Below are 21,540 nucleotides of genomic sequence, written 5' to 3' on the forward strand. Positions count from 1 at the left end.
TACTTTTAAACAACACTTAAAATTGTAATAAAAACAAGTAATATCAATTAATATAGATATGCTTGTAAACTAAACACCACAGTTAAACAGAAGTTTTTTTTTAAAATAGCTTTCTACTTAAAACTGTATTTAAACTTTAAACATTTAATTGCTATGGAAAATCAATCTGGGCAACCACCTAAAAAAAATTCAAACGTAATTTACTTTCTTATCGTGGTGGTACTGGCTTTATTGGGTACCGATGTGTACCTGTACCTCCAAAAAAACAAATCGGATGTGCGGATAGTCACCCAACAGGATGAACAAACAAGGTTAAAAGCTGATCTTGACAGCCTTGAGGCCCAGGTTGATCAGGTAACCGCTGGCAAGGCCAAAATGTCCAAAGAGTTAACCGCAAAAAATGATTCGTTAAAAGCGAAGATCCAGGTATTAAGAACCCAACTGGCCAAAGGCAAATTAACCAAAGCCGAATTGGTAAAAGCCGAGGAAGATGTTAAACAGCTCCGTTACTTTGTAACTAAGTATACAGCCGATATTGAAGAGCTGCATAAACAAAACGCAACCTTAACAACCGAACGGGATACCTTAAAAAGCAACCTGGCAACTGTTGCTAAAAAGGCCGATACCCTGCAGAAACAAAATCAGGACCTTGATGCTAAAGTAAAAGTAGCACAAGCAATAAAGCTGGCTACATCAAATATAGTAGCTTACAAAATTAAAGGCAGCGGCAAAGAGGTTGACGTTACCCGTGCCGGGCCAGCAAAAAAAATCAAGATCAATTTCACTGTTGCCAGCAACACTTTGGCTACAAAAGCGCTGCATGATATTTATGTACGCATTATTGATCCAACAGGCAACCTGATCACCGCACCTGATGGCGGAACTTTCACTGCCGATAACGCAGACCTGCAATACACCTATAAAACATCTATTGATTTTAAGGATGACGGTACCGAGTATACCATTGATTGGGTTAACCCAACCCCTCCATTTGTAAAAGGCACCTATACCGTATTGCTGTATGCCGATGGCAGCACAATGGGTAAAACAGGTTTTACGCTTAAATAAACAGCTTAATTAAATATGCAAGGCCCCGTTTCGTAATACGAAGCGGGGCTTTTTGTTGTAACAAGAATTTTTCATTACAAACTTCTTAATATTCTTTAAAAAGTTTAATTTGCATAACGTTCCAATTAAGTATTCCTTATAAACCAAATTCAAGTATGAAAAAACTATCCCTGTTGCTATGTTGCTGTAGCCTGCATCTATTATCATTTGGCCAGGTGACCAATAATGGCTTATCTATTATTCCAGAACCTGTTAAGGTTATTAAAAAAACAGGTAATTTCATTTTACCCAAAACAATTATTGTTGAGGCCGGCAAACAGCCCGAGCTAAGTCCGGTAATCAGCTATCTTAAAAACAAGTTAAATACCGCCGCAGGTATCACGGTAACTACCAAAAGTGTAGCACCTGCCGCATCAATCAAACTTGTACTTAATAAAAAGGTGGATACCCTTTTAAAATCAGAAGGCTATTATTTATCAGTAACAGCAAAAAAGGTGGTGATAAGGGCAAATGAGGCCGCAGGGTTATTTTATGGCTTGCAAACCTTTATACAGCTATTACCAAAAGAGATTGAAGGCAAAGAACTGGCAAAGGGTGTTAAGTGGACAGCCCCTGCCGTTGAGATAACCGATTACCCCAGGTTTGGCTGGAGAGGCTTGATGTTTGATGTATCGCGCCACTTTTTTACCAAAGCCGAGGTTGAGCAATATATAGATGCCATGGTTAAATACAAGCTTAACCTGCTGCACCTGCATTTAACCGATGATGAAGGCTGGCGGGTTGAAATTAAAAGTCTGCCAAAACTTACCACGGTTGGTGCTCATAATATTAAAAAAGTTGGGCAGTTTGGCACTTTCAGCCAGCCCTCGCCAGATGAGCCCCGTACCTATGGTGGCTTTTATACCCAGGAAGATATTAAAGACCTGGTACAATACGCAAAAGATCGCTTTGTAAATATCCTGCCAGAGATTGATGTACCTGGCCATAGCCTTGCTGCCGTTGCCGCCTATCCGGAATTATCATGTACTCCTGGTGCCGATAAATACGTTGTAAACTCTGGTGAGCCCTTTATGAAATGGGAAGGCCAGCACAACACCGCTATTGTTGATAACACGTTATGCCCTGCCAACGAAAACGTGTACGAGTTTTTAGATAAGGTTGTAACCGAAGTAGCCCAGCTTTTCCCTTTCCCATACATCCACATGGGTGGCGATGAGTGTGCCAAAAACTTTTGGGAACAAAGCGAGGCCGTTAAAGCATTAATGGTTAAAGAAAACCTGAAAACCCAACAGGAAGTACAGAGCTATTTTGAAAAACGTTTGGAAAAAATAGTGGAATCAAAGGGTAAAAAATTCATGGGCTGGGATGAGATCCTGGAAGGTGGCTTAGGCCCCAATGCCGCGGTAATGAGCTGGAGAGGTATCCAGGGAGGTATTGAAGCCGCTAAAATGGGGCATGATGTAGTAATGAGCCCAACTACATTTGCTTACCTTGATTACATGCAAAGCGACGTGAACGAAACCCATGTTTACGCTAAGTTGCGCCTGAATAAAACTTATGAATTTGAACCTGTACCCGAAGGTGTAGATGCCAAATTGATAAAAGGCGGGCAGGCCAATTTATGGACAGAGCAGGTTTACAACATGCGCCAGGCGGAGTATATGACCTGGCCAAGAGGTATGGCTATTGCCGAATCGGTATGGTCGCCAAGGGAAAAAAAGAATTGGAATTACTTTTTCGGGAAGGTAGAAAAACAATTTGAACGACTTGATGAATCTGAAACCAAATATGCGCCAAGTGTTTATGACCCCTCTTTCAGCGCTATCCGCAATCCCGATAGTACATTAAAGATCACTTTAACCAATGAGGCACCGGGATTAGAAACTTATTACAGCTTCGATAACTCACTGCCCGATAATTTTTACCCTAAGTACACCAGCCCAATAGATGCACCTAAGGATGCAACTATGCTGAAAGTAATAACCTACCGGGGTAAAAAACCTATTGGCCGTATGGTTACCATGCCATTGACTGATCTGGCAAAAAAGATTAAATAAAGAATTTTTGGAGCAAGGAACCAGGATATATAGATACAGAAACAATGAGTTTATGATCCTGCTATATCCTAAGCCACTTTAAAAACTATAAAGATTAAAAACAAGAAAGCCTTTCGGGTATGAACCGAAAGGCTTTCCTGTTTTTATATAAGCAATGTCCCCGCCGTTAGCAATTGAAGCCGCGATCCTTTATCCATGAATCCTTGCTCCAAATATCCTTGTTCCTTGCTCCAAAAATCCTTGCTCCAACAAATCAATGTTTGTTTCCAAACCCAAATTCCCTGTAGGTATCGGGCATGGTGCCATTATTGGTAAAGGCAAAAGTGTAGGTAGTGCCCCAGCTTTCAAAATCGGCCTTTTTATCTTTGGATGCCTCTATATGTACCGAACTTAACATATAGATTCCTTCCCGGCTTAGTTTAAAGTAAATAAGCCCGCCCGCGTCAGCACTCAATTTTTGAGAAAAAACATTACCGTTGATGGTTTTAACATACAGAATAACTACGGCATCTTTTAATGGTTTTCCGTGAAAAAGCACCTCACCTGTTACATCATCCCCGTAATCAGATCTGTAAGGATTTTGTTTGATGATAATTTCGTAATCCTCGTTCAATGGTTTGTCAAAATCCCTGTCATTCGGTTTATCAACAGCAATAAGCGTTTTTAAATACCGTGTGGATTTCTCTACAAAATATTGCTGGTTATTGCTCTTTGCATCTTCGGCAATTTTATCAAGTCCCTCACTATTGAGGTATTTTAAAAATTTATTCCTTTCCGATTCTACGCTTTCACTTTTAACCACCTCTACCATGGCTAAACCAGCGCTCTCCAGTTTATAGTTTAAAATATTGGCTGATGTATCTTTAGGAGACTTACTTAAATCAGTTTGTTTCTTGCCCTCGTACAATACAAATTTGGATATCTTCCCGCTTTCATACTTGTATTCACCTTCTTTCACAAATTCATTCCCGCTTAATAAATGCAGATTGAGCTTATCGCCCTTTTTCATATAGAAGTTACCGGGCAACAAAAAATAATCTTGAGAAGAGGCCGCAAAACCAATGAGCAACAACACCACCAATAGTAAAAATCCAATTCGTTTCATAAGTTCTTTGTTAGGATTACCAAACATACAAAGTTTAACTCGAAAATATTATTTTTTAGCCTTGTTGAGGGCTTCCCCATTTAAAAACTTCAGTAGTTTTACATTATGATTTTCGATCGTAAAAACCTTGATACCGACACTTTAGTATCTTTTTACAAAAAATTGTTGCTTCCGCGCCTGGTTGAAGAGAAAATGCTGATCTTATTAAGGCAAGGCCGTATTGGCAAATGGTTTTCAGGAATTGGCCAGGAAGCCATTGCAGTAGGCAGCACATTAGCCATGGAGGCCGATGAGTACATTTTGCCCATGCATCGTAACCTGGGCGTTTTTACAACAAGGGATATTCCTCTTTCGCGTTTAATGGCTCAATGGCAGGGCAAACCATCCGGCTTTACCAAGGGCCGCGACCGCTCTTTCCATTTCGGCACGCAGGATTATAAGATCATCGGGATGATATCTCACCTGGGGCCTCAACTGGCCCTTGCAGATGGCATTGCACTGGCTGATAAACTATCCAACCAAAAGAAAGTAACCCTGGTATTTACCGGCGAAGGAGCTACCAGCGAAGGTGATTTCCATGAGGCGCTTAATATTGCCGCGGTTTGGAATTTACCCGTTATTTTCCTGGTAGAAAACAATGGGTACGGCCTATCAACCCCAACAAACGAACAATACCATTGCAGCCAGCTGGTTGATAAGGCCATAGGCTACGGCATGGAAGGTCGCCGCATTGATGGTAATAACATTTTGGAGGTATACCATACTATAACCCATATTAAAAATAGCATCCGCGAAAATCCCCGCCCGGTTTTGCTGGAATGCATGACCTTTAGGATGCGTGGGCACGAGGAAGCATCAGGCACAAAATATGTTCCGCAAAATTTGTTTGAGTGGTGGGGCGCCAAAGATCCGCTGGCCAATTTTGAAAAATATTTACTGAACGAAGGCATATTGCTGCCAAACTGGATCCCGATCATCAAGAAAGAGTTTACGACACTTATCGAATCGGAGTTTGAAAAGGTTTATAGCGAGGCCGATATTATTCCGGATGTGGAAACCGAGATTGCTGATATGTACCGGTCATATCAATTCCCGGCAAATCAGCCATCGGTTACGCCAGCAACCAGCAAGCGTTATATTGATGCCATAAGTGATGGCTTGCGGCAGGGCATGCGCAAACACCCAAACCTGGTGATCATGGGGCAAGACATTGCCGAGTATGGCGGCGCTTTTAAAATTACCCAGGGCTTTGTTGAAGAATTTGGAAAAGACCGGGTGCGTAATACGCCCATTTGCGAATCGGGCATTGTGGGTGCAGGTATGGGCCTGGCGCTAAACGGCTATAAGGCTATTGTTGAAATGCAATTTGCCGATTTTGTAACCTGCGGCTTTAATCAGATCATTAATAACCTGGCCAAAACGCATTACCGCTGGGCACAGGCAGTAGATATGGTAGTACGGATGCCTACCGGTGCAGGCACAGGAGCGGGTCCCTTTCACTCGCAAAGTAATGAGGCCTGGTTTACCAAAACACCCGGACTAAAAGTTGTTTACCCGGCCTTCCCTGCAGATGCTAAAGGATTATTGCTGGCCGCTATTGACGACCCCAACCCGGTGATTTATTTTGAACATAAATACCTGTACCGCAGCATCAGCGGCGAAGTACCGGATAACGATATATTGATAGAAATAGGCAAAGCCAATATTGTACAGCAAGGCGAACAAGCTACAATTGTCACCTTCGGTTTGGGTGTACACTGGGCCCTGGAGTACGCGGCTAAGCACCCTGATCAATCTTTAGAGATCATCGACCTGCGCAGCCTGTTGCCATGGGATAAAGAAGCTGTAGAAAAAAGCGTACAAAAAACTGGGCGTGCATTGATACTGCATGAGGATACGCTCACCAGCGGCTTCGGTGCCGAAATAGCAGCCCACGTTGCCGAGCATTGCTTTAAATACCTGGATGCCCCGGTAATGCGCTGTGGCAGCCTTGATACCGCTATACCGATGAACAAAGCCCTGGAAGACCAGTTTTTGGCGAAGGCAAGGTTAGTGGAAACGGTGGAGAAGTTGTTGGAATATTAAGTGGAGTAAGAAATCATCTTTTTTGTCATCCTGAACGGAGTGAAGGATCTGTTATTCGCCATGCTTCTTCACCCTGTACGGTCTGCAAATAGATTCTTCGTTCCTCAGGATGACAAACCGTTTAAAATGTCAATTCTCCTTCAGAGTCCGGGATTGTATTTCTCTGGGTAATCTTTTGCTCTTAACATCTTTAGCCCCTTCCCCCTACTTCCATTTTAAACTCTTAATCAACACCTCCAGATCTTTCTTAACAAAATTAAGTGCCGGCTGAATGGAATCAAGCTTTGGTTCAGAGTTAAAATAAAGTGCGCCGCGGAGATAGTTTTTTGTACTATCTGTTAAGAAAAACTGCACAGATGAAGCCGAATTACCATCAATGGTATAATAAATACCATAAACCTTGCGCTCGGGATAGGCTATTATGCCCTCATCTATAGAAGTAGCTTTTACCGTATGTTTAAAAGCGAAGGTGCGTGCATCCTCCACCAGTTGATTGTATTCTTTTTTTGAAGTAACCGGTTGATAGCTTAAATGCAATGTGGCGTTAAATTGCGGAAACTGCATGTTAACCCAACATGGCTTGGCATTTCTGCTCAAATCTGGCTCAATGATTGCATATTTAGGATAGGTAAATGTGTAAGGGCAGCCAGCGGTATAATCCTGGTATTCCTTTTTGGGGAGTTTTATGCGAAAATAGCCCCGCGGCTTGGGCGAATAGTCATGATTGCCACCGCAGGCAGCAAACAATAACAACACCACAACTAATAAACCGGCATATCTCATGCGCGCAAATCTTTAGTATTCCATATTTCCCAGGATTTCTCTGCTTGCAATACCAGCATTTCGTACCCATTTTTTGTTGCCGCTCCCTGCTCACGCCCGCGTTTCAAAAACAGGGTTTCTTCTGGATTGTATATCAGATCGTACAGTAAATGTTCATCAGTAATAGCTTCATAAGGGATAGGCGGGCACTCATCAATATTAGGAGCGGTCCCCAATGGTGTTGTATTGATGATGATCTTATGTTTCTTTATGTGATGCGGTTTCAAATCGCTGAATAGCAAGTGATCGGGGTGCGGTTTGCGGGTTACCGTTTTATAAGTGATGCCCATATTCTCCAACACACATTTTACAGCCTTTGCCGCGCCGCCATCACCCAATACCAATGCCTCGTCATTAGTATCATTGATGAGTGGCTTTATCGACATCTCAAAACCATACAAATCTGTATTATAACCTTCAAGCCTGAAATCGTGACCTTGCACACCAACTTCGCCGGTAAAAGCCGCCTGTAGCGGACTTTCTGCACTAATGCAGATGCAATTTACAGCTCCGGCTGTACGGGCATCGTGCTCTATCCAATCCAGGTATGGTATAATTGAAACCTTATGCGGAATGGTAATATTAAGGCCTACCAGGTTAGGGTTTTCGTCCAGCAGATCCTGAAGATCCTTGATATGCTCAAGCGGGTATAGGTCATAAACCGCATCTTCAATGCCCTCGGTTTTAAATTTCTCGGTAAAATACTTTTTTGAAAAGGAGTGCGAAAGTGGAAAACCTATCAGCCCGTAATGTTTCATGTATTATAATTTGTTATCCCCTAAAATGAATGCCTAAAGATATACACAGAAACGGTAACTGCCATATCCAAAAATCACAATAGGCAGGGAAATCGCTTTTAAAATTTACAGCGGCTTTTCCATCAGTCTGAGGGAGTTCGAAAGTTAAAAAGCGGACGTCATGCCGAATTTATTTCGGCATCCCACATGCATTGAGCACGGGATAAGTCTGCAGTAGGAAAGTCGGTGACCTGACAGGCGTGATTGTCCTGTGGGATGCCGAAATAAATTCGGCATGACGTGGCGTTTTTTTTAAAAGCGATTTCCCTGTCACAATGAGATATTGTAACGAAACATGGAGTTTTAATTATTGATTTAAAAGGCACAAAAAAAGCCTCTGAATTTTCATCCGAAGGCTTTGGCACTGTATGATAAGGTTAATTATAAGCTCAGAAAATGATCAAAAGTATCGCTCCGGATACCCAGGCGTAATGTTTCCAGCGGGATAATATCGGCCGGGGCAATATTACCTAAACTTACGTTGGCACCAATTAATTTGATAAACCAAACCTGCTGCGCCTTTTGGGGGGCTTCCCATATTATCATCTCTTCGGGTATCTGGGTAAGGATCTCATCAACCAAGCCCTGCCTCACCTCTCCCGAATCACGATAGATCCCCACGTTGCCACTTTCGCGGGCTTCAGCAATCACCTTCCATGAACCCGCTTCAATTTCGGCGTTCATCAGTTTTATCCATTTGTATGGCGCAAATATTTTTTGCACATCTTTTGACCCAACTTCTGATATAACGGTAACCTGCTTTGCCAGTTTACGGATGTACTCACATTTAACATCATGTTCAATAGTGATCGATCCGTCTGATACTTCGCAATGCTCCATCTGGTATTTATCAAGCAAACGGCAATAATCATCAAACTGGTTACGTACAATGAATGCTTCAAACAAAGTGCCTCCAAAATAAACCGGAATGCCTGCTTCTCTGTATAGCTTTATTTTTTCGTTTAGGTTAGGGGTCACGTATGAGGTGGCCCAGCCCAACTTAATAATATCGGCATGTGTGCCACCAACCTCAATAAAATCTTCCACCTGCCTCAAACTTAAACCTTTATCCATCACCATGGTAATGCCTTTATCACGGGGTTTAGTTGTACGGTCGGGTAAATTATTGATGGTATAATTCATATAAATTATTGGTTATAGCCTATAACTAAAAGTTCTAACGGCGCAAATGTCGTAAAAAAAAAGCAAAGGATAAATAATGTAAATGTTAAATCTTAGATAAGCCTATGTGAAAACTTTCGGGAGGTGTTAGTATGCAAATTAACGTGTGGATGATTTTAATGTAAAGACACTGTTATTGAAAAATATTTTACCAGGTAAAACCCCGGCACAGAGCCAAAAAAAGCCCCGCATTGGGCGGGGCTTAACACATATTAACTATTTATAACTGAAAAAACTCAATTTTAAATAAGCGCTTTCACATATCGTCCCTAAATTTCCGATAATAATCGGGGTGTTGTTAGGGTATTCTATATCAAAAATATTACTCTTCAGTTACCATTCAATTTGGAAGTTTTCCACATTGTGTTTACAAGTGCCTGTATTTGACCAATCTTGTTGAATTATTATAAATAATTCTCTACCTTAAACCTGTAATTTGTTCATCTTACATATCTACGCCGGTTTATTGCTGATACAGCAGCGAAAAAATATTTTTCCACTTATGAAAAAATTGCTTTTGTTAATATTGATCTCCGCATTTTCTTTGGCTGTAAGGGCACAGGAGAAGCCTCATCTTTACAATCCATCGGCCGATGCCAAAGCAGATATTGCAGCTGCTGTTAAACAAGCTTCAACGCAACATAAAAATGTACTTTTACAAATAGGCGGCAACTGGTGCAGCTGGTGTATCCGCTTTAATGACCTGGTAACCAAAGACACCACACTGGATAAATACCTTAATGCCAACTATATTGTTTTACATGTAAATTACAGCAAGGAAAACGAGAACGAAGAGGCCTTAGCCAAACTGGGTTACCCTCAACGATTTGGGTTCCCGGTTTTTATTGTGCTCGATGGTAAAGGAACGCGCCTCCACACGCAAAACTCCGAATACCTGGAAGAGGGAAAAGGTTACAGTAAGGACAAAATATTGGATTTTTTTAAAGGTTGGTCGCCCGGTGCGCTCGACCCCAAAAGCTATACTAAAGCAAAATAACATTTTACCGATAAAGCACTAACAAACAAAACATTACCCATTTGGCATTGGTTTTATCATAGAGTAACGGCAACTTAATACTGTTTTCTTTGCTGTAATAAACCAGATACAAAAGAAAATTTATTTTCCACGGGTTAAATATTTTCGCAAATGTTAATTACCTTAGTTCATTGTTTCACACTTTAAAAATTAAAACTTATGGCAAACACAACATTAAAAAGTGGTCAGTTACTTAAGTACATTGGTAAAAGGTGGAAAAACCTCAACATTAGCAACCCCTTCATGAAGTTTTTAGGTTATGATGGTAACGGTTTTGCCGATGTTTGGGTTGAATACCAGGGCCGCCTTATGTTGCTGGCCATTAAAGAAGTTGAGCTGGTAAGCTTAACTGCCTGATTTTTATTCTGCAAGCAATCAAAAAGCCTTAATCGAATTATAATTTGGTTAAGGCTTTTTACTGCAATATTTTTCAATAAAACTATCGGCCCTATCGCTGCCAATATTGCGGATGAAGTTCCAATCGGTACAAGCGCCTTCCTTATCCCCTTGTTTTAGCTTTTCATTAGCCTGGCTAAGCAAATCGCCAACCAATTCGTCATCGAATCCCAATTGTTTTTTTAAGGCAATGATGAGTGATTCTTTAGATGGATCGCCCTTACCCTGATATTTATTAATATAATAATTGGTAACCGCGTTTTCCAGTTCCTGCCTGCTCCTATAATTGGCAATTGCTACCTGCACGTCATTTGCCGTTGATGTGCTGCAACGTGTTGGGTCGGGATCAAAGCGTATAGGCTGAACCAGGTAAGTAGTTGAACTATAATCAGCCGGAATTATCCATTGGCCCGATGTTAACCTGATCACTCTTAAGGCTTCATCATCCAGATCGATACCGGGTCCGTTTTGTACCCTGGCCTCCATCACTTTACCCGTCTTATCCAGTTTGAAAGCAACAGTAACAGTACCCGAAATGCAATTTTGCCGGGAATACTCGGGATAAACAATTTTTGATAGCAGGAAGTTATTAAGTGCATTTTGCCCGCCTTTAAATGCAGGCTGAGCTTTTGCAGCAAACACCGTAGTTAGTGCTATTATACCGATGAGCAAGCGCCTTATCATAGTATAAATATCGACAATAAAACGGGGATAATGATTGGGTTTGTGGAATTGTTATGGCGTTATTTATGCTGATTCAGGCCGGATTTATTTCGCCACCTTACAGAACCGGTAATCATTATGCTATGCACGTTGCTTATCGTATAATTTCTTAAAAAACAACAAGTCATGCTGAATTTATTTCAGCACCCCATCAGAAAGGTTGACTTTTTTATAGATAATTCGAAGCCAGCACAAGGGTTGCCTTGCAAGTGAGATGCCGATCTGCATCGGCATGACCGCCTTTTTATTTCTTCCGAACAGCGATGGTGTCCATGTATGCTCCGTAGGAGCTACCTGTTTGTAGCAATTTTGAACAACAATCAAGCTTTGCTCCGTAGGTGCAACCCCAATTAACAAAGTAAATAACATTGCTGTTGGAGGGTAGCCTCTAACGAGGCAAAGGTAATCGCATGCGTTTTCTACAAACAGGTTGCACCTATCGGTGCAGACTGTCCCTTTTTATTAGTTATAAACAGTAAATAAAAAAGGTAAGTGCCCCCCAATTAACAAGGTAAATAACATTGCTATTGAAAGGTAACCTCTAACGAGGCAAAGTTAATGGGTATATCCTTTCTACAAACAGATTGCACCTAACGGTGCAGGCTGCTCTTTTTACTTGTGTACACTAAGCTCCCACTTCAGGGGGCCAATGTTATTAAGTTAGGAGAGTGATGGGTTGCTCCAGAGGAGCAAAAGCTTTGTAGAAAAACATAAATAAATTGTCTTTTGCGTGCCAGAGGTACGCTACCTAAGGTTCCGTACCTCTGGCACGGAGCTTCATTTTTGCTTTTTTGCTACAAAGCTATTCCCCCGCTGGGGGAGAAACTCGTTAACATAATAGCATTGAGGAGGGAGCCGGGGGGCTAAAACCCAAGCACCAATCCCGCATCGGGCACATTCGTCCTATACTTTTCCATCTCCGAGTATTTACATACACCAGGATAGTCACCAAACTTCCCCTCCATATCAAACATCAGCTGAAAATGCAGATGTGGCGGCCATTGGCCGTTCTCGGTATTATTGCCAAGACTGGCTATTTGCTCATCTTTTTTAACAGGCTTCCCAACGGCCAATCCCTCCAGGCTTTTGCGGCTCAGGTGGCCGTAAAGACTATAAAGCGTTAAGCCACTAAGATTATGCTCTAAAATAATACACGGGCCGTAATCGCCCAGGTTATTGTTATCCTGGAAACTATGCACCTTGCCGTCAAAGGGAGTATAAATAGGTGTGCCTTCGGCTCCCCAAATATCAACGCCTAAATGCAAGCGACGTGGCTCATCTTCGGTATCAAAATGGGCGCTTACCGCATAAATAGTGCGATGTTCCATATAACCACCAATTCCGTAGCGGCAGTTATTTGCTTTCAGTTTGTAGTTTACCCAATCCGTAAACTTTTGGGTATCGGCAATAATATCCGTAGTTAGTTCCGTGTTGGCAGCAGTAAAATCTAACAAAAAAAGCCGGTCGGTGCCGGCATTATAATCAACCACCCTGCCAATGGCATCCGGGTGGCTTTTTAAATAAATATGAAGCTGTTCATGATGATCCATCAGGATAAATCGCTATTCTGTATCCGGCTGGCGTTCTTCTTTACTTATTTTATCAAATATTTTATCCATGCGCTCCACGTATTCGCTGGTATCATCCACAAAAAATTCCAACTGCGGAATTATCCTTACCTGATCTTTGATACGGGCACCCAGTTTATATCGAATTTCAGAAGCATGCGATTTTATAGTTTGCAAAGCCAGCTGCAAATTAGTATTACCAAAAAAGCTTAAAAATATGCGGGCGATGGCCAGGTCGGGGGTTACACGTACTTTGGTTATGGTTACCAGGGTATTAGGCAAATAGTTCATACCCTCGCGTTGAAATATAGCTGCCAGGTCTTCCTGTATTACTCCGGCAAATTTTTGCTGACGTTTTGATTCCATGATGATAAGTTAACGCCACTGCGGCAGATGAGTTTTATTTATTTTGATTAACCTTTGTTGAATATCGTGTTAATTACACATATCCTGCGGTATCTCTTTTGTTATTTTTATTACTTTTTTTACAACAAGGGTGCTATCATATTCAGATCCCATCCCCTCTTTACCCGACTTTGATTTAATACCCTCTACCTCAACATAAACCGGCTCATATGGTTTTTCGAAGTTCATTTGCGAGTATTTCAGTTCCAACGTTGCCGAGCTATCTGCAACCCAAAATTCTGTGCCGTTGTCGCAATCTTTAAATGATTTTATTTCGGGACCAAAGCTGTACAAACCTTTGTAAACAACAGGTATATCTACTTTTTTCGAATTTCCGTTACATGAGCTCGCTGCCAAAAAAAGAATAATTAAGAAGGCGAAATTTTGAATATACCTTATCCTCATATAACAAATTTACAAATCCTGTTTGATTTCATCCAATCCTTTAATACTTAATCGTGCACTAATACCCGATGCAATAACAGATATGGCCCCTACTGTTAAAAATACCAGGCCAAAATCAGATATCTTAAGATCTATCGGGTAAGCATCAATCACCGAAGTGGCCGCGCCCATTTTTATAAATCCAAAGCGCTGTTGAACCAGGCAAAATGCAAGGCCCAGTGCTATACCAACAATACAACCAAATATTGATATCATCATCCCCTCAAAAAAAAATACCCCTTGTATTAATCGTTTATTGGCACCCAGGCTACTTAAAATGGCTATATCCTTGCGCTTATCAATAACCAGCATGGTTAATGAACCTATGATATTAAATATGGCTATGATAAGTACAAAGGTTAAAATCATAAATATACTCCAGCGCTCGTAATTTAACGTTTTATAAAGCTCGGTATTTTGTTCCTTACGATTTTTTATAGTGTACTGCTTGCCTATGGCATCCTTAATTTTGTTTTGTACCACCGATAGATCGGTGCCTTTTTTGTAAGTAAGCTCCAGCGATGTAATTTCTTTTGGCTGATTGAGCAGGTCGCGGGCAAACTCTATTGGTGTTACCACAATATCATCAAACTCCTGCTGTATGGCAAACACTCCGGATGCGTTAATGGATCGCACTTCAAACTCATCAAGCGGATTTGCCGAACTTACCACAGTACGCCGTGGTGAAAATATTTGTATGGGCGATAGATCATCATGAACATTGATGCCCAGGCTACCTTGTATAGTTGCCCCAACTACTGCAAAATACTTATCCCCGCTTTTTAAGGTAAAAGATCCGTTTTGTACAGTGCTATCCAGCTGTTTGTTTTTTAAAAAATCATCGCTCACACCCTTTATAATTCCAATTAGCGGCTTATCTCCATATCTTATCAGGGCCTTTTCCTGTAGCACCTCCGTGAATGAAAAGAGGCTGGCATCTTTATGCAATGCATTAAAATAGGGCGTATTAGGATCGAAAGTTTTGCCAAGCCGGGTTTCGATCTTTATTTCGGGAGTGAAATTGCTATATAAAGAAAGGATAACTTTCTCGAACCCATTAAACACCGATAATATAATAATCAAGGCCGCGCTGCCTACCAGCACGCCCAGCATGGATATGCCCGATATGATATTGATGGCATGCATCTTCTTGCCCGAGAACAAGTACCGTTTAGCTATATAGACCGAAGTATTCAAATTGGTTTTGAGTGATAAGTATTACGTTATGTACTTAAGTAAGAAACGGATTGTTTTGTTTTTCAAAACCGATAGTAGTTTCCGGCCCGTGACCGGGATAAACGGTACAGTCATCGGGCAGAGCAAAAAGCTTGGTTTCGATATTATCCATCAATTGGGCAAAATTACCGCCAGGCAAATCTGTACGGCCTATACTCATCCTGAATAAAACATCGCCACCTATTAAAATATTGGCCGCCTTATCATAAAAGCACAAATGCGCTGGTGAATGCCCGGGGGCGAAAATCAACTCCAACTCTGTGTTGCCAAATTTTATGGTTCCGGTTTCGGGCAGATATTCCTCCGGTATTGGCGAAACCTCATACCTGATACCCATTTGAGGCGCATAAGCCACTACGGCTGCCAATACAGGCAACTCCCCCTCATGAAATTTAGGCTTAAGCCCATATTTATCAAACACAAATTTATTACCAAGCACATGATCAATATGGCAATGGGTATTTAGCAGCAGAACGGGGGTTAAGTTATTATCCTTTATAAAATTAACCACCACATTTTGCTCTGTAGCGGTGTACATTCCCGGATCAATAATAACACATTCGCCGGTTTCATCATATAAAATATAAGTGTTTTCCTGGTAAGGATTATTCACAAATGATTTAACTTCTGCCATGGGGTAAAAGTACGGATTTAATTTGTTGGGTATGAAGGTTTGAAAAAAACGTGATTGGGAGTTGTAAAATTGGGGTACGCTAAAGATAAATGACGTCTAATAGCATTGTCATCCTGAACGATAGTGAAGGATCTAATCGCAGACTTTACAGGGCAAAGAAGCATGGCGAATAGCAGATTCTTCACTGCGTTCAGAATGACAAATCTGTTTTATAAATACGCCATTGACAGGGGTATTACTTTACCCTTCCACCAATTCCACCTCGGCAACCGGGCTAAACAGATACACCCGCTTGGTTTCTATCTCCACACATTTAAAACGCTTGCGCAACTGCTCTTCTTTACGAAAAACGCGGTCGCCCTTTATTTTAAACAGGGCCTTGAAGGGAACTTTTTCTACCGTGAGCACAGATGATTCCTTAGGCGCATCGTATTTGCGTAATGACCGGTAAAGATTAAGATCTGAACAACTGGAAGCCGCGGGATTATCAAGGTAGCTGGTTATAGCGTGCTTTACATCATGCGGAAAAATGTCTTTTTCAAAAAAGGGTTGCATCATTTTTTTGAAATTGTTTTTCCACTCGGCTCCATGGGGCTTTGCTTTTTGTTTATGCTGGTTCCAGGTATGCAGGTGTGCAAACTCGTGTACGGTGGTTACCAAAAAAGCGTAGGGATTAAGATCATAATTCACTGATATACGGTGACCTTTACCGGCATGTGGCGAACGGTAATCGCCAAACTTGGTGCCCCGGTTACGTGAAATTTTAAATTCGCATTTAAAGTAGTCGATCCAGCGGCCGATGAGCGGGGCAGCATCGGGTGGGACATATCTTTCTAAAACTTTTACTTTATCCAATGTTTACCTCAACACAAATATAATGATTTCACCAGTTCATTGTAGATGGTTCATTGATCATAGCCGATAGTTTTTAAAGAATTACAAAGAGATTATTATTTGTTAGCGGTTCACGGTTGATAGTCCATCGATTATAGGCAGAACTTAAGACACATAAGCAGGTCACAGTTGAGTGCCAATAAAAAACATTCCATGAACCATGATCTATCAACTATGAACCAAAACCTACTTCAGGAAATGATAAACTATAAAACTGGCGGTATATGCCAAAGCCGTCATATAAGCGAATTGCGCGGCGGGCCAGCGCCAATCCTTGGTTTCGCGATATACTACCGCCACGGTGCTGGCGCACTGCATGGCAAAAGCGTAAAACATCATCAACGAAAACGCGACCGCCAAAGTAAACACCGGCTTGCCGGTATCGGGGTTAGTAGCGCTATGCATTTTTTGCTGCACAGATTCCAGCTTGTCCGCATCGCCTTCCACACTATAAATGGTGGCCATGGTACCTACAAACACTTCGCGGGCGGCAAATGAACTGATGAGGGCTATCCCTATCTTCCAATCAAAACCAAGCGGTTTAATAACCGGCTCTATTACGTGACCAAATACGCCGGCGTAGGAGTTTTCTAATTTTGCGGACGCGATAACCTTGCTCAGGCTATCGGGTTTCATGGATTTAGTATATTGCGGCTGGCTGTATGTTTTGTCAATCTGTGCAAACCTATCACCAGGACCGTATGATTTCAATACCCATAAAATGATGGATACTGCAATAATAACTTTACCCGCCTGCAGTACAAATGTTTTTGAACGATCATACATCGTAAAGGCTACGTTCTTCCAGCGGGGCATCCGGTAAACAGGAAGCTCCATAATAAAGTAACCGCGCTCGCGGGCCTTTAAAATAAACTTCATTACAAAGGCCACTACTACCGCCGATATAATACTCAACAGGTACATGGCTGTAAGCGCCAGTCCCTGCAAATTAAACAGCCACCACACATTGCGGTTTGGCACTACAAGGGCAATAAGTAAGGTATAAACCGGCAAGCGGGCAGAGCAGGCTACCAGGGGGGTAACCATTATGGTGATCATTCTATCTTTCCAGTTCTCGATATTGCGGGTGCTCATGATAGATGGCACGGCGCAGGCAAAACCACCAATAAGCGGCACTACCGATTTACCGTTGAGGCCAACTTTTCGCATCACCTTATCCATCATAAAAGTAACACGCGACATGTAGCCGGTATCTTCCAGTATGGATATCATGGCAAACAAAATGGCTATCTGTGGTACAAATACCAAAACGCCGCTTAAACCGGCAATAATACCATTCACCAGTAAACTGGTGAACGGACCGGTTGGTAAAGCCTTGTTTACACTGCTTTGCAGCCAGATAAATAAATTCTCGATAAGCGACATCGGGTAGGCCGACCATGAAAATATGGCCTGGAATATGAACATCAGTATGGCAAAAAATATGATAAAGCCGAATACCTTATGCGTAAGTATCTTATCAATTTTATTGCTTACAGATTCGTCCTGTGCAGTTTCGGGCTTCTTAACCGTATCATACAACAGGTCGTTTATAAAACTGTAACGCGCGATGGTTTCTGTAGCCTGAGCCTTTTGAGAATGGAAGGCGTGTACTTTTTCCAGCTCCTCTATACGATCGCTTTCTTTAGCCGATAAATAATTCAGGGTTTCATGCTGATGGGCTAGCTGCAGGGCAAAGTAAGGATTATCAATTTTTAATTCCTGCTGTATTTGGGCTATCAGTTTCGGGGCAATGGGTTCAACATCAATAGTCTCCTGCTGCAGCGCAATTTTATTGGCATAGGCGATGGTGCTTTTAAGCTGATCGATCCCTTTTATCTTCCGGGCCGAAATAGGTAGAACCGGCACACCCAGCTTTTTGGCAAACAAATCAACATCAATAGTAATACCCGCTTTCTCAGATACATCGATCATGTTGAGTGCTACTACAACAGGTATTTTTAAATCGGCTATCTGGGTATACAGCAACAGGTTGCGTTTCAGGTTTGATGCATCAAGTATTACAACAATCAAATCCGGAACAAGGCCTCTGGCTTTATCGGCTAAAACAGAAAATACAATGGATTCGTCTTTACTTTTGGGGTAAATACTATAGGTACCGGGCAAGTCAATGATCTCAGCCGTGCGACCATCAGGCAGCTGGCAAAATCCTGTTTTTTTATCAACAGTAACGCCCGGAAAATTTCCTATTTTTTGATTAAGACCGGTTAAAATGTTAAAGAGAGTTGATTTACCGGTGTTTGGATTTCCTACAAGTGCAACTCTTATATCGGCTTTCAATGTTTACAAAACTACTGCAAAATAATAGTGGAGGCTTCAAACTTACGCAAGCTTAGCTGGTAGCCGGAAACGTGAATAGCTATAGGATCTCCAAGAGGTGCAATACGCGAAATTCTGATTTCCTCACCTGGTAAACATCCCATTTCCATCAATTTTACCGACATTTCAAGATCAGTAAACTCCTTTACAATACCTATTTCGCCTACCTCAAGTTGTGAAAGTGTCATCGTATATTTTTTAACCTGAGCAAATGTAAGCTTATTTATATTAAATCCAAATAAGAATGGTTAAAAATGACAAGGATCACTTTTGAAAAAATATTTTTTGTGAAAACTTCTTGGTATGAAACCGTAAGCTTTCACAGATTCTTATTTTTTTTAGCAGTTCAACATCATTGAACCGTTTATCGAAATAAAGTTTAACAGAATTTATGGGCATCAACTGCACTTTTGATAACACCAAATGTTGGGCATCCGCAGCCTTTTTTAAATATACCGCAAGAAGAGCAACTGAATAGTATCACCGCTCCAATTATAATTAGTTTACTTTTTCTCATTACCAACCGCGCTTAATGTTAATACAACAGCAAAAATCCCCATACAAATGCCAAGCACATCGCAAAACAAATCGTTCCACTCGGCACTGCGCCAGGTAAAAATAGTTAGTTGCAAGATTTCTATCACTCCGCCAAAAAAAACAGCGGCTAAAACAACAACTATTATCTGCTTATACGTGAAAGTATGCCTTTTTTGTTGCCTTATAATACCGTTACAAAACAGTACAACCAGCGTAAAAAACAGCCCGGTATGCGTAAGTTTATCAAAGCCGGGGAAAAACATCGGCGAATCGCTGGCAGAGCTCAGGTTAACAGAGCAAATGACAAAAATAAATAAGGCCCACAAAATTGTGAGCCCATGATATTTTAATATTGCTTTCATTAAGCGCCAACAACCGCTTTATAGTCATCAGCAGATAACAAGCCGTCTATTTCTGACAGATCGGCAACGATGATTTTCACCATCCAGCCTTCGCCATACGGATCAGCGTTTACAAGGTCGGGCTGATTATTAAGGGCGGGGTTAATTTCCGTCACTGTTCCGGTTACCGGCATAAACAGGTCCGATACTGTTTTTACAGCCTCAACCGTGCCAAAAACTTCATCTTTGGCAGTTTCTTTCCCTAAGGATGCTATATCTACATAAACAATATCGCCCAGTTCGCTTTGCGCAAATTCGGTAATGCCGATAGTAGCTTCATTGCCTTCAACTTTTATCCACTCGTGGTCTTTAGTGTATTTTAATTCAGCGGGAAAATTCATGTCGTTAATTTTATGTGTCCAAAAATAATAAAACTTTAGGCTATAGCAATAATTAAAGATTTATTGTACAAACATCTTTTCATAAAAAAAGAGCGGCTCAAAACCGCCTAACTCCCCAAAAAACAGGGCATGTAGCAGTTTTTTTTATTTCCAGAGAGAATAGTACAACTCACCTCACAATTTTTTTTCGGCATTTTAATTTGAGCATGAAAAGTAATTAATTAAAACCTTTCTGATTTGCAATACAGTAAATATCATTTTATATCTAATTAAAAAATATGAACAATTGGAAATTTATTTACCAGTCCCACTTATTATTAAGTGCCTGTTAATGTTTCACTTACAAATAAGCAGTCCGCTTTTAATTTGTATATTAACCGGGCATTAACTGCCATAGTCTTGTAACAACTAATCATAAAAATAAATTCCATTAATCTCCAAAACCTTCCTTTATTATGCAAAATGTATCCTTTTACTCCACCGCAATTTTTGCGTGGTTAAGCACATTCGGTATTAAGTTACTTGGTGCACTGCTGGTATTTATTATCGGCCTGTATGTTATTAGCTGGATAGGGCGTTTACTCAACGCTTCCATGGCTAAAGGAAAAATTGATGTATCCCTTCAATCATTTTTGAGCAGCCTGATGATGGCCGGCCTAAGGGTATTATTACTTATAACGGTTGCCGGCATGCTGGGCATCCAAACCACGTCGTTTGTAGCAATTATTGGTGCGCTTGGCTTAGCTGTGGGCCTGGCGCTGCAGGGATCATTAGCCAACTTTGCAGGCGGTGTTTTGATCCTGGTTTTTAAACCATTTAAAATTGGCGATATCATTGAATCGCAGGGACAAAGCGGCGCGGTAATTGAAATACAGATTTTTAATACCATTTTACTTACGCCCGATAATAAAACCGTCATCCTTGCAAACGGCGCCGTATCAAACAATACCATTGTTAACTACAGCAGGCATGGCAATATCAGGGTAGATATTTCACTTGAAATTGCACCGCAAAGCGATATGGACAACGTACGCCAGATAGCTGTTAATGCCTGCCTCTCGCATCCGCTGGTATTGGCAACTCCGGCGCCTGTTATTAATGTTTCTAAACTACATGAAGGTAAAATAGTGCTCGGCATTTGCCCTTTTGCCAAAGCCAATGATTATTGGACCGTACTTTTTGGTGTACAGGAGCTGGTTAAAAAAGCTTTTGACGAGCACCAGATCGTGATTCCAAAACCGCATTTATTTGTTACCCAGCTGGATGCCACACCAACATCAGCGTAAATATTATAAATGCCCGGCACATCATGTCGGGCATTCATCTTCCTAATAGCAACCAGCATAATTGCTCATTTTATGCCGGTTTAATTAACCCCGCAAATCCCCCGCTAACTTTAATCCGTTAACGCACCCCGGTATCCACAAACGCCGCCATTAATTTGATATGGATTATCATATTTATTAAAA

General features: G+C 41.3%; 22 protein-coding genes. 6 read left to right on the top strand and 16 right to left on the bottom strand.

The window, feature by feature from the left end; all coding sequences use genetic code 11:
- Nucleotides 1-153 precede the first annotated feature (153 nt).
- Complete coding sequence (locus AC1DYB_RS09440; RefSeq protein WP_477434353.1) at nucleotides 154-1,068, top strand: hypothetical protein; 915 nt, start codon at nucleotides 154-156, stop codon at nucleotides 1,066-1,068.
- A 155-nt stretch (nucleotides 1,069-1,223) separates the two neighbouring features.
- The gene (locus AC1DYB_RS09445) at nucleotides 1,224-3,125 is read left to right on the top strand and encodes a beta-N-acetylhexosaminidase (RefSeq protein ID WP_477434355.1); all 1,902 of its coding nucleotides are present in this window, start codon (nucleotides 1,224-1,226) and stop codon (nucleotides 3,123-3,125) included.
- A gap of 253 nt (nucleotides 3,126-3,378) precedes the next feature.
- Here AC1DYB_RS09445 and AC1DYB_RS09450 read toward each other — a convergent pair whose 3' ends face one another.
- On the bottom strand, nucleotides 3,379-4,230 hold the full coding sequence (locus AC1DYB_RS09450; protein ID WP_477391488.1) for a DUF4198 domain-containing protein: 852 nt from the start codon (nucleotides 4,228-4,230) through the stop codon (nucleotides 3,379-3,381).
- Between the two features lie 105 nt (nucleotides 4,231-4,335).
- Between AC1DYB_RS09450 and AC1DYB_RS09455 the strand changes: the two genes are divergently transcribed.
- Entirely contained in the window at nucleotides 4,336-6,315 is a 1,980-nt protein-coding gene (locus AC1DYB_RS09455) for an alpha-ketoacid dehydrogenase subunit alpha/beta (RefSeq protein WP_477434357.1), read from the top strand.
- Between the two features lie 204 nt (nucleotides 6,316-6,519).
- On the opposite strand, the gene gldD is transcribed toward AC1DYB_RS09455, so the two are convergent.
- From gldD to AC1DYB_RS09470, 3 genes are all read right to left on the bottom strand, one after another.
- Nucleotides 6,520-7,098 (bottom strand): gliding motility lipoprotein GldD, encoded by a 579-nt coding sequence (gene gldD / locus AC1DYB_RS09460; protein WP_477434359.1) that lies wholly within the window; start codon nucleotides 7,096-7,098, stop codon nucleotides 6,520-6,522.
- A complete protein-coding gene (locus tag AC1DYB_RS09465) occupies nucleotides 7,095-7,895 on the bottom strand; it encodes a shikimate dehydrogenase family protein (RefSeq protein ID WP_477434361.1) in 801 nt (266 codons plus the stop codon). Before AC1DYB_RS09465 ends, gldD begins: the two co-directional genes overlap by 4 nt.
- Nucleotides 7,896-8,315: 420 nt before the next feature.
- Nucleotides 8,316-9,077, bottom strand: coding sequence for a phosphosulfolactate synthase (locus AC1DYB_RS09470; protein WP_295716818.1), 762 nt, complete (start codon nucleotides 9,075-9,077; stop codon nucleotides 8,316-8,318).
- Nucleotides 9,078-9,618: 541 nt separating this feature from the next.
- On the opposite strand from AC1DYB_RS09470, the gene AC1DYB_RS09475 reads away from it, so the two are divergent.
- Nucleotides 9,619-10,113 (top strand): thioredoxin family protein, encoded by a 495-nt coding sequence (locus AC1DYB_RS09475; RefSeq protein WP_477434364.1) that lies wholly within the window; start codon nucleotides 9,619-9,621, stop codon nucleotides 10,111-10,113.
- A gap of 198 nt (nucleotides 10,114-10,311) precedes the next feature.
- Nucleotides 10,312-10,509, top strand: coding sequence for a hypothetical protein (locus AC1DYB_RS09480; RefSeq protein ID WP_295716814.1), 198 nt, complete (start codon nucleotides 10,312-10,314; stop codon nucleotides 10,507-10,509).
- A 48-nt stretch (nucleotides 10,510-10,557) separates the two neighbouring features.
- Here the strand turns inward: AC1DYB_RS09480 and AC1DYB_RS09485 are convergent, their stop codons facing one another.
- The 12 genes from AC1DYB_RS09485 to gcvH all read right to left on the bottom strand — a co-directional run bounded on the left by AC1DYB_RS09485 (nucleotide 10,558) and on the right by gcvH (nucleotide 20,071).
- Nucleotides 10,558-11,232 carry an energy transducer TonB family protein gene (locus tag AC1DYB_RS09485; protein ID WP_477434366.1) on the bottom strand — a complete coding sequence of 225 codons (675 nt, stop codon included), beginning with the start codon at nucleotides 11,230-11,232 and terminating at the stop codon, nucleotides 10,558-10,560.
- Nucleotides 11,233-11,406: 174 nt separating this feature from the next.
- The gene (locus tag AC1DYB_RS09490) at nucleotides 11,407-11,640 is read right to left on the bottom strand and encodes a hypothetical protein (protein WP_477434368.1); all 234 of its coding nucleotides are present in this window, start codon (nucleotides 11,638-11,640) and stop codon (nucleotides 11,407-11,409) included.
- 494 nt (nucleotides 11,641-12,134) lie between these two features.
- On the bottom strand, nucleotides 12,135-12,821 hold the full coding sequence (locus AC1DYB_RS09495) for a peptidoglycan DD-metalloendopeptidase family protein (RefSeq protein WP_477434370.1): 687 nt from the start codon (nucleotides 12,819-12,821) through the stop codon (nucleotides 12,135-12,137).
- Nucleotides 12,822-12,833: 12 nt separating this feature from the next.
- Nucleotides 12,834-13,205, bottom strand: coding sequence for a 30S ribosome-binding factor RbfA (rbfA, locus tag AC1DYB_RS09500; protein ID WP_477434372.1), 372 nt, complete (start codon nucleotides 13,203-13,205; stop codon nucleotides 12,834-12,836).
- A 69-nt stretch (nucleotides 13,206-13,274) separates the two neighbouring features.
- A complete protein-coding gene (locus tag AC1DYB_RS09505) occupies nucleotides 13,275-13,601 on the bottom strand; it encodes a hypothetical protein (RefSeq protein WP_477434374.1) in 327 nt (108 codons plus the stop codon).
- Nucleotides 13,602-13,658: 57 nt separating this feature from the next.
- The gene (locus AC1DYB_RS09510) at nucleotides 13,659-14,885 is read right to left on the bottom strand and encodes an FtsX-like permease family protein (protein ID WP_477434376.1); all 1,227 of its coding nucleotides are present in this window, start codon (nucleotides 14,883-14,885) and stop codon (nucleotides 13,659-13,661) included.
- 34 nt (nucleotides 14,886-14,919) lie between these two features.
- Complete coding sequence (locus tag AC1DYB_RS09515; RefSeq protein WP_295716804.1) at nucleotides 14,920-15,558, bottom strand: MBL fold metallo-hydrolase; 639 nt, start codon at nucleotides 15,556-15,558, stop codon at nucleotides 14,920-14,922.
- A gap of 240 nt (nucleotides 15,559-15,798) precedes the next feature.
- Nucleotides 15,799-16,413, bottom strand: coding sequence for a SprT-like domain-containing protein (locus AC1DYB_RS09520; RefSeq protein ID WP_295716802.1), 615 nt, complete (start codon nucleotides 16,411-16,413; stop codon nucleotides 15,799-15,801).
- A 225-nt stretch (nucleotides 16,414-16,638) separates the two neighbouring features.
- Complete coding sequence (feoB, locus tag AC1DYB_RS09525) at nucleotides 16,639-18,753, bottom strand: ferrous iron transport protein B (protein WP_477434379.1); 2,115 nt, start codon at nucleotides 18,751-18,753, stop codon at nucleotides 16,639-16,641.
- 11 nt (nucleotides 18,754-18,764) lie between these two features.
- Complete coding sequence (locus tag AC1DYB_RS09530; protein ID WP_183562073.1) at nucleotides 18,765-18,980, bottom strand: FeoA family protein; 216 nt, start codon at nucleotides 18,978-18,980, stop codon at nucleotides 18,765-18,767.
- A 315-nt stretch (nucleotides 18,981-19,295) separates the two neighbouring features.
- Entirely contained in the window at nucleotides 19,296-19,691 is a 396-nt protein-coding gene (locus AC1DYB_RS09535) for a VanZ family protein (RefSeq protein WP_295716796.1), read from the bottom strand.
- Nucleotides 19,691-20,071 (bottom strand): glycine cleavage system protein GcvH, encoded by a 381-nt coding sequence (gene gcvH, locus AC1DYB_RS09540; protein WP_477434382.1) that lies wholly within the window; start codon nucleotides 20,069-20,071, stop codon nucleotides 19,691-19,693. The genes AC1DYB_RS09535 and gcvH overlap by 1 nt, the downstream gene beginning before the upstream one ends.
- Before the next feature lie 455 nt (nucleotides 20,072-20,526).
- Here gcvH and AC1DYB_RS09545 point away from each other — a divergent pair, with 455 nt between their 5' ends.
- A complete protein-coding gene (locus AC1DYB_RS09545; protein WP_477434384.1) occupies nucleotides 20,527-21,357 on the top strand; it encodes a mechanosensitive ion channel family protein in 831 nt (276 codons plus the stop codon).
- Nucleotides 21,358-21,540 lie beyond the last annotated feature (183 nt).

The organism is Mucilaginibacter sp. P2_A4 (assembly GCF_056405015.1).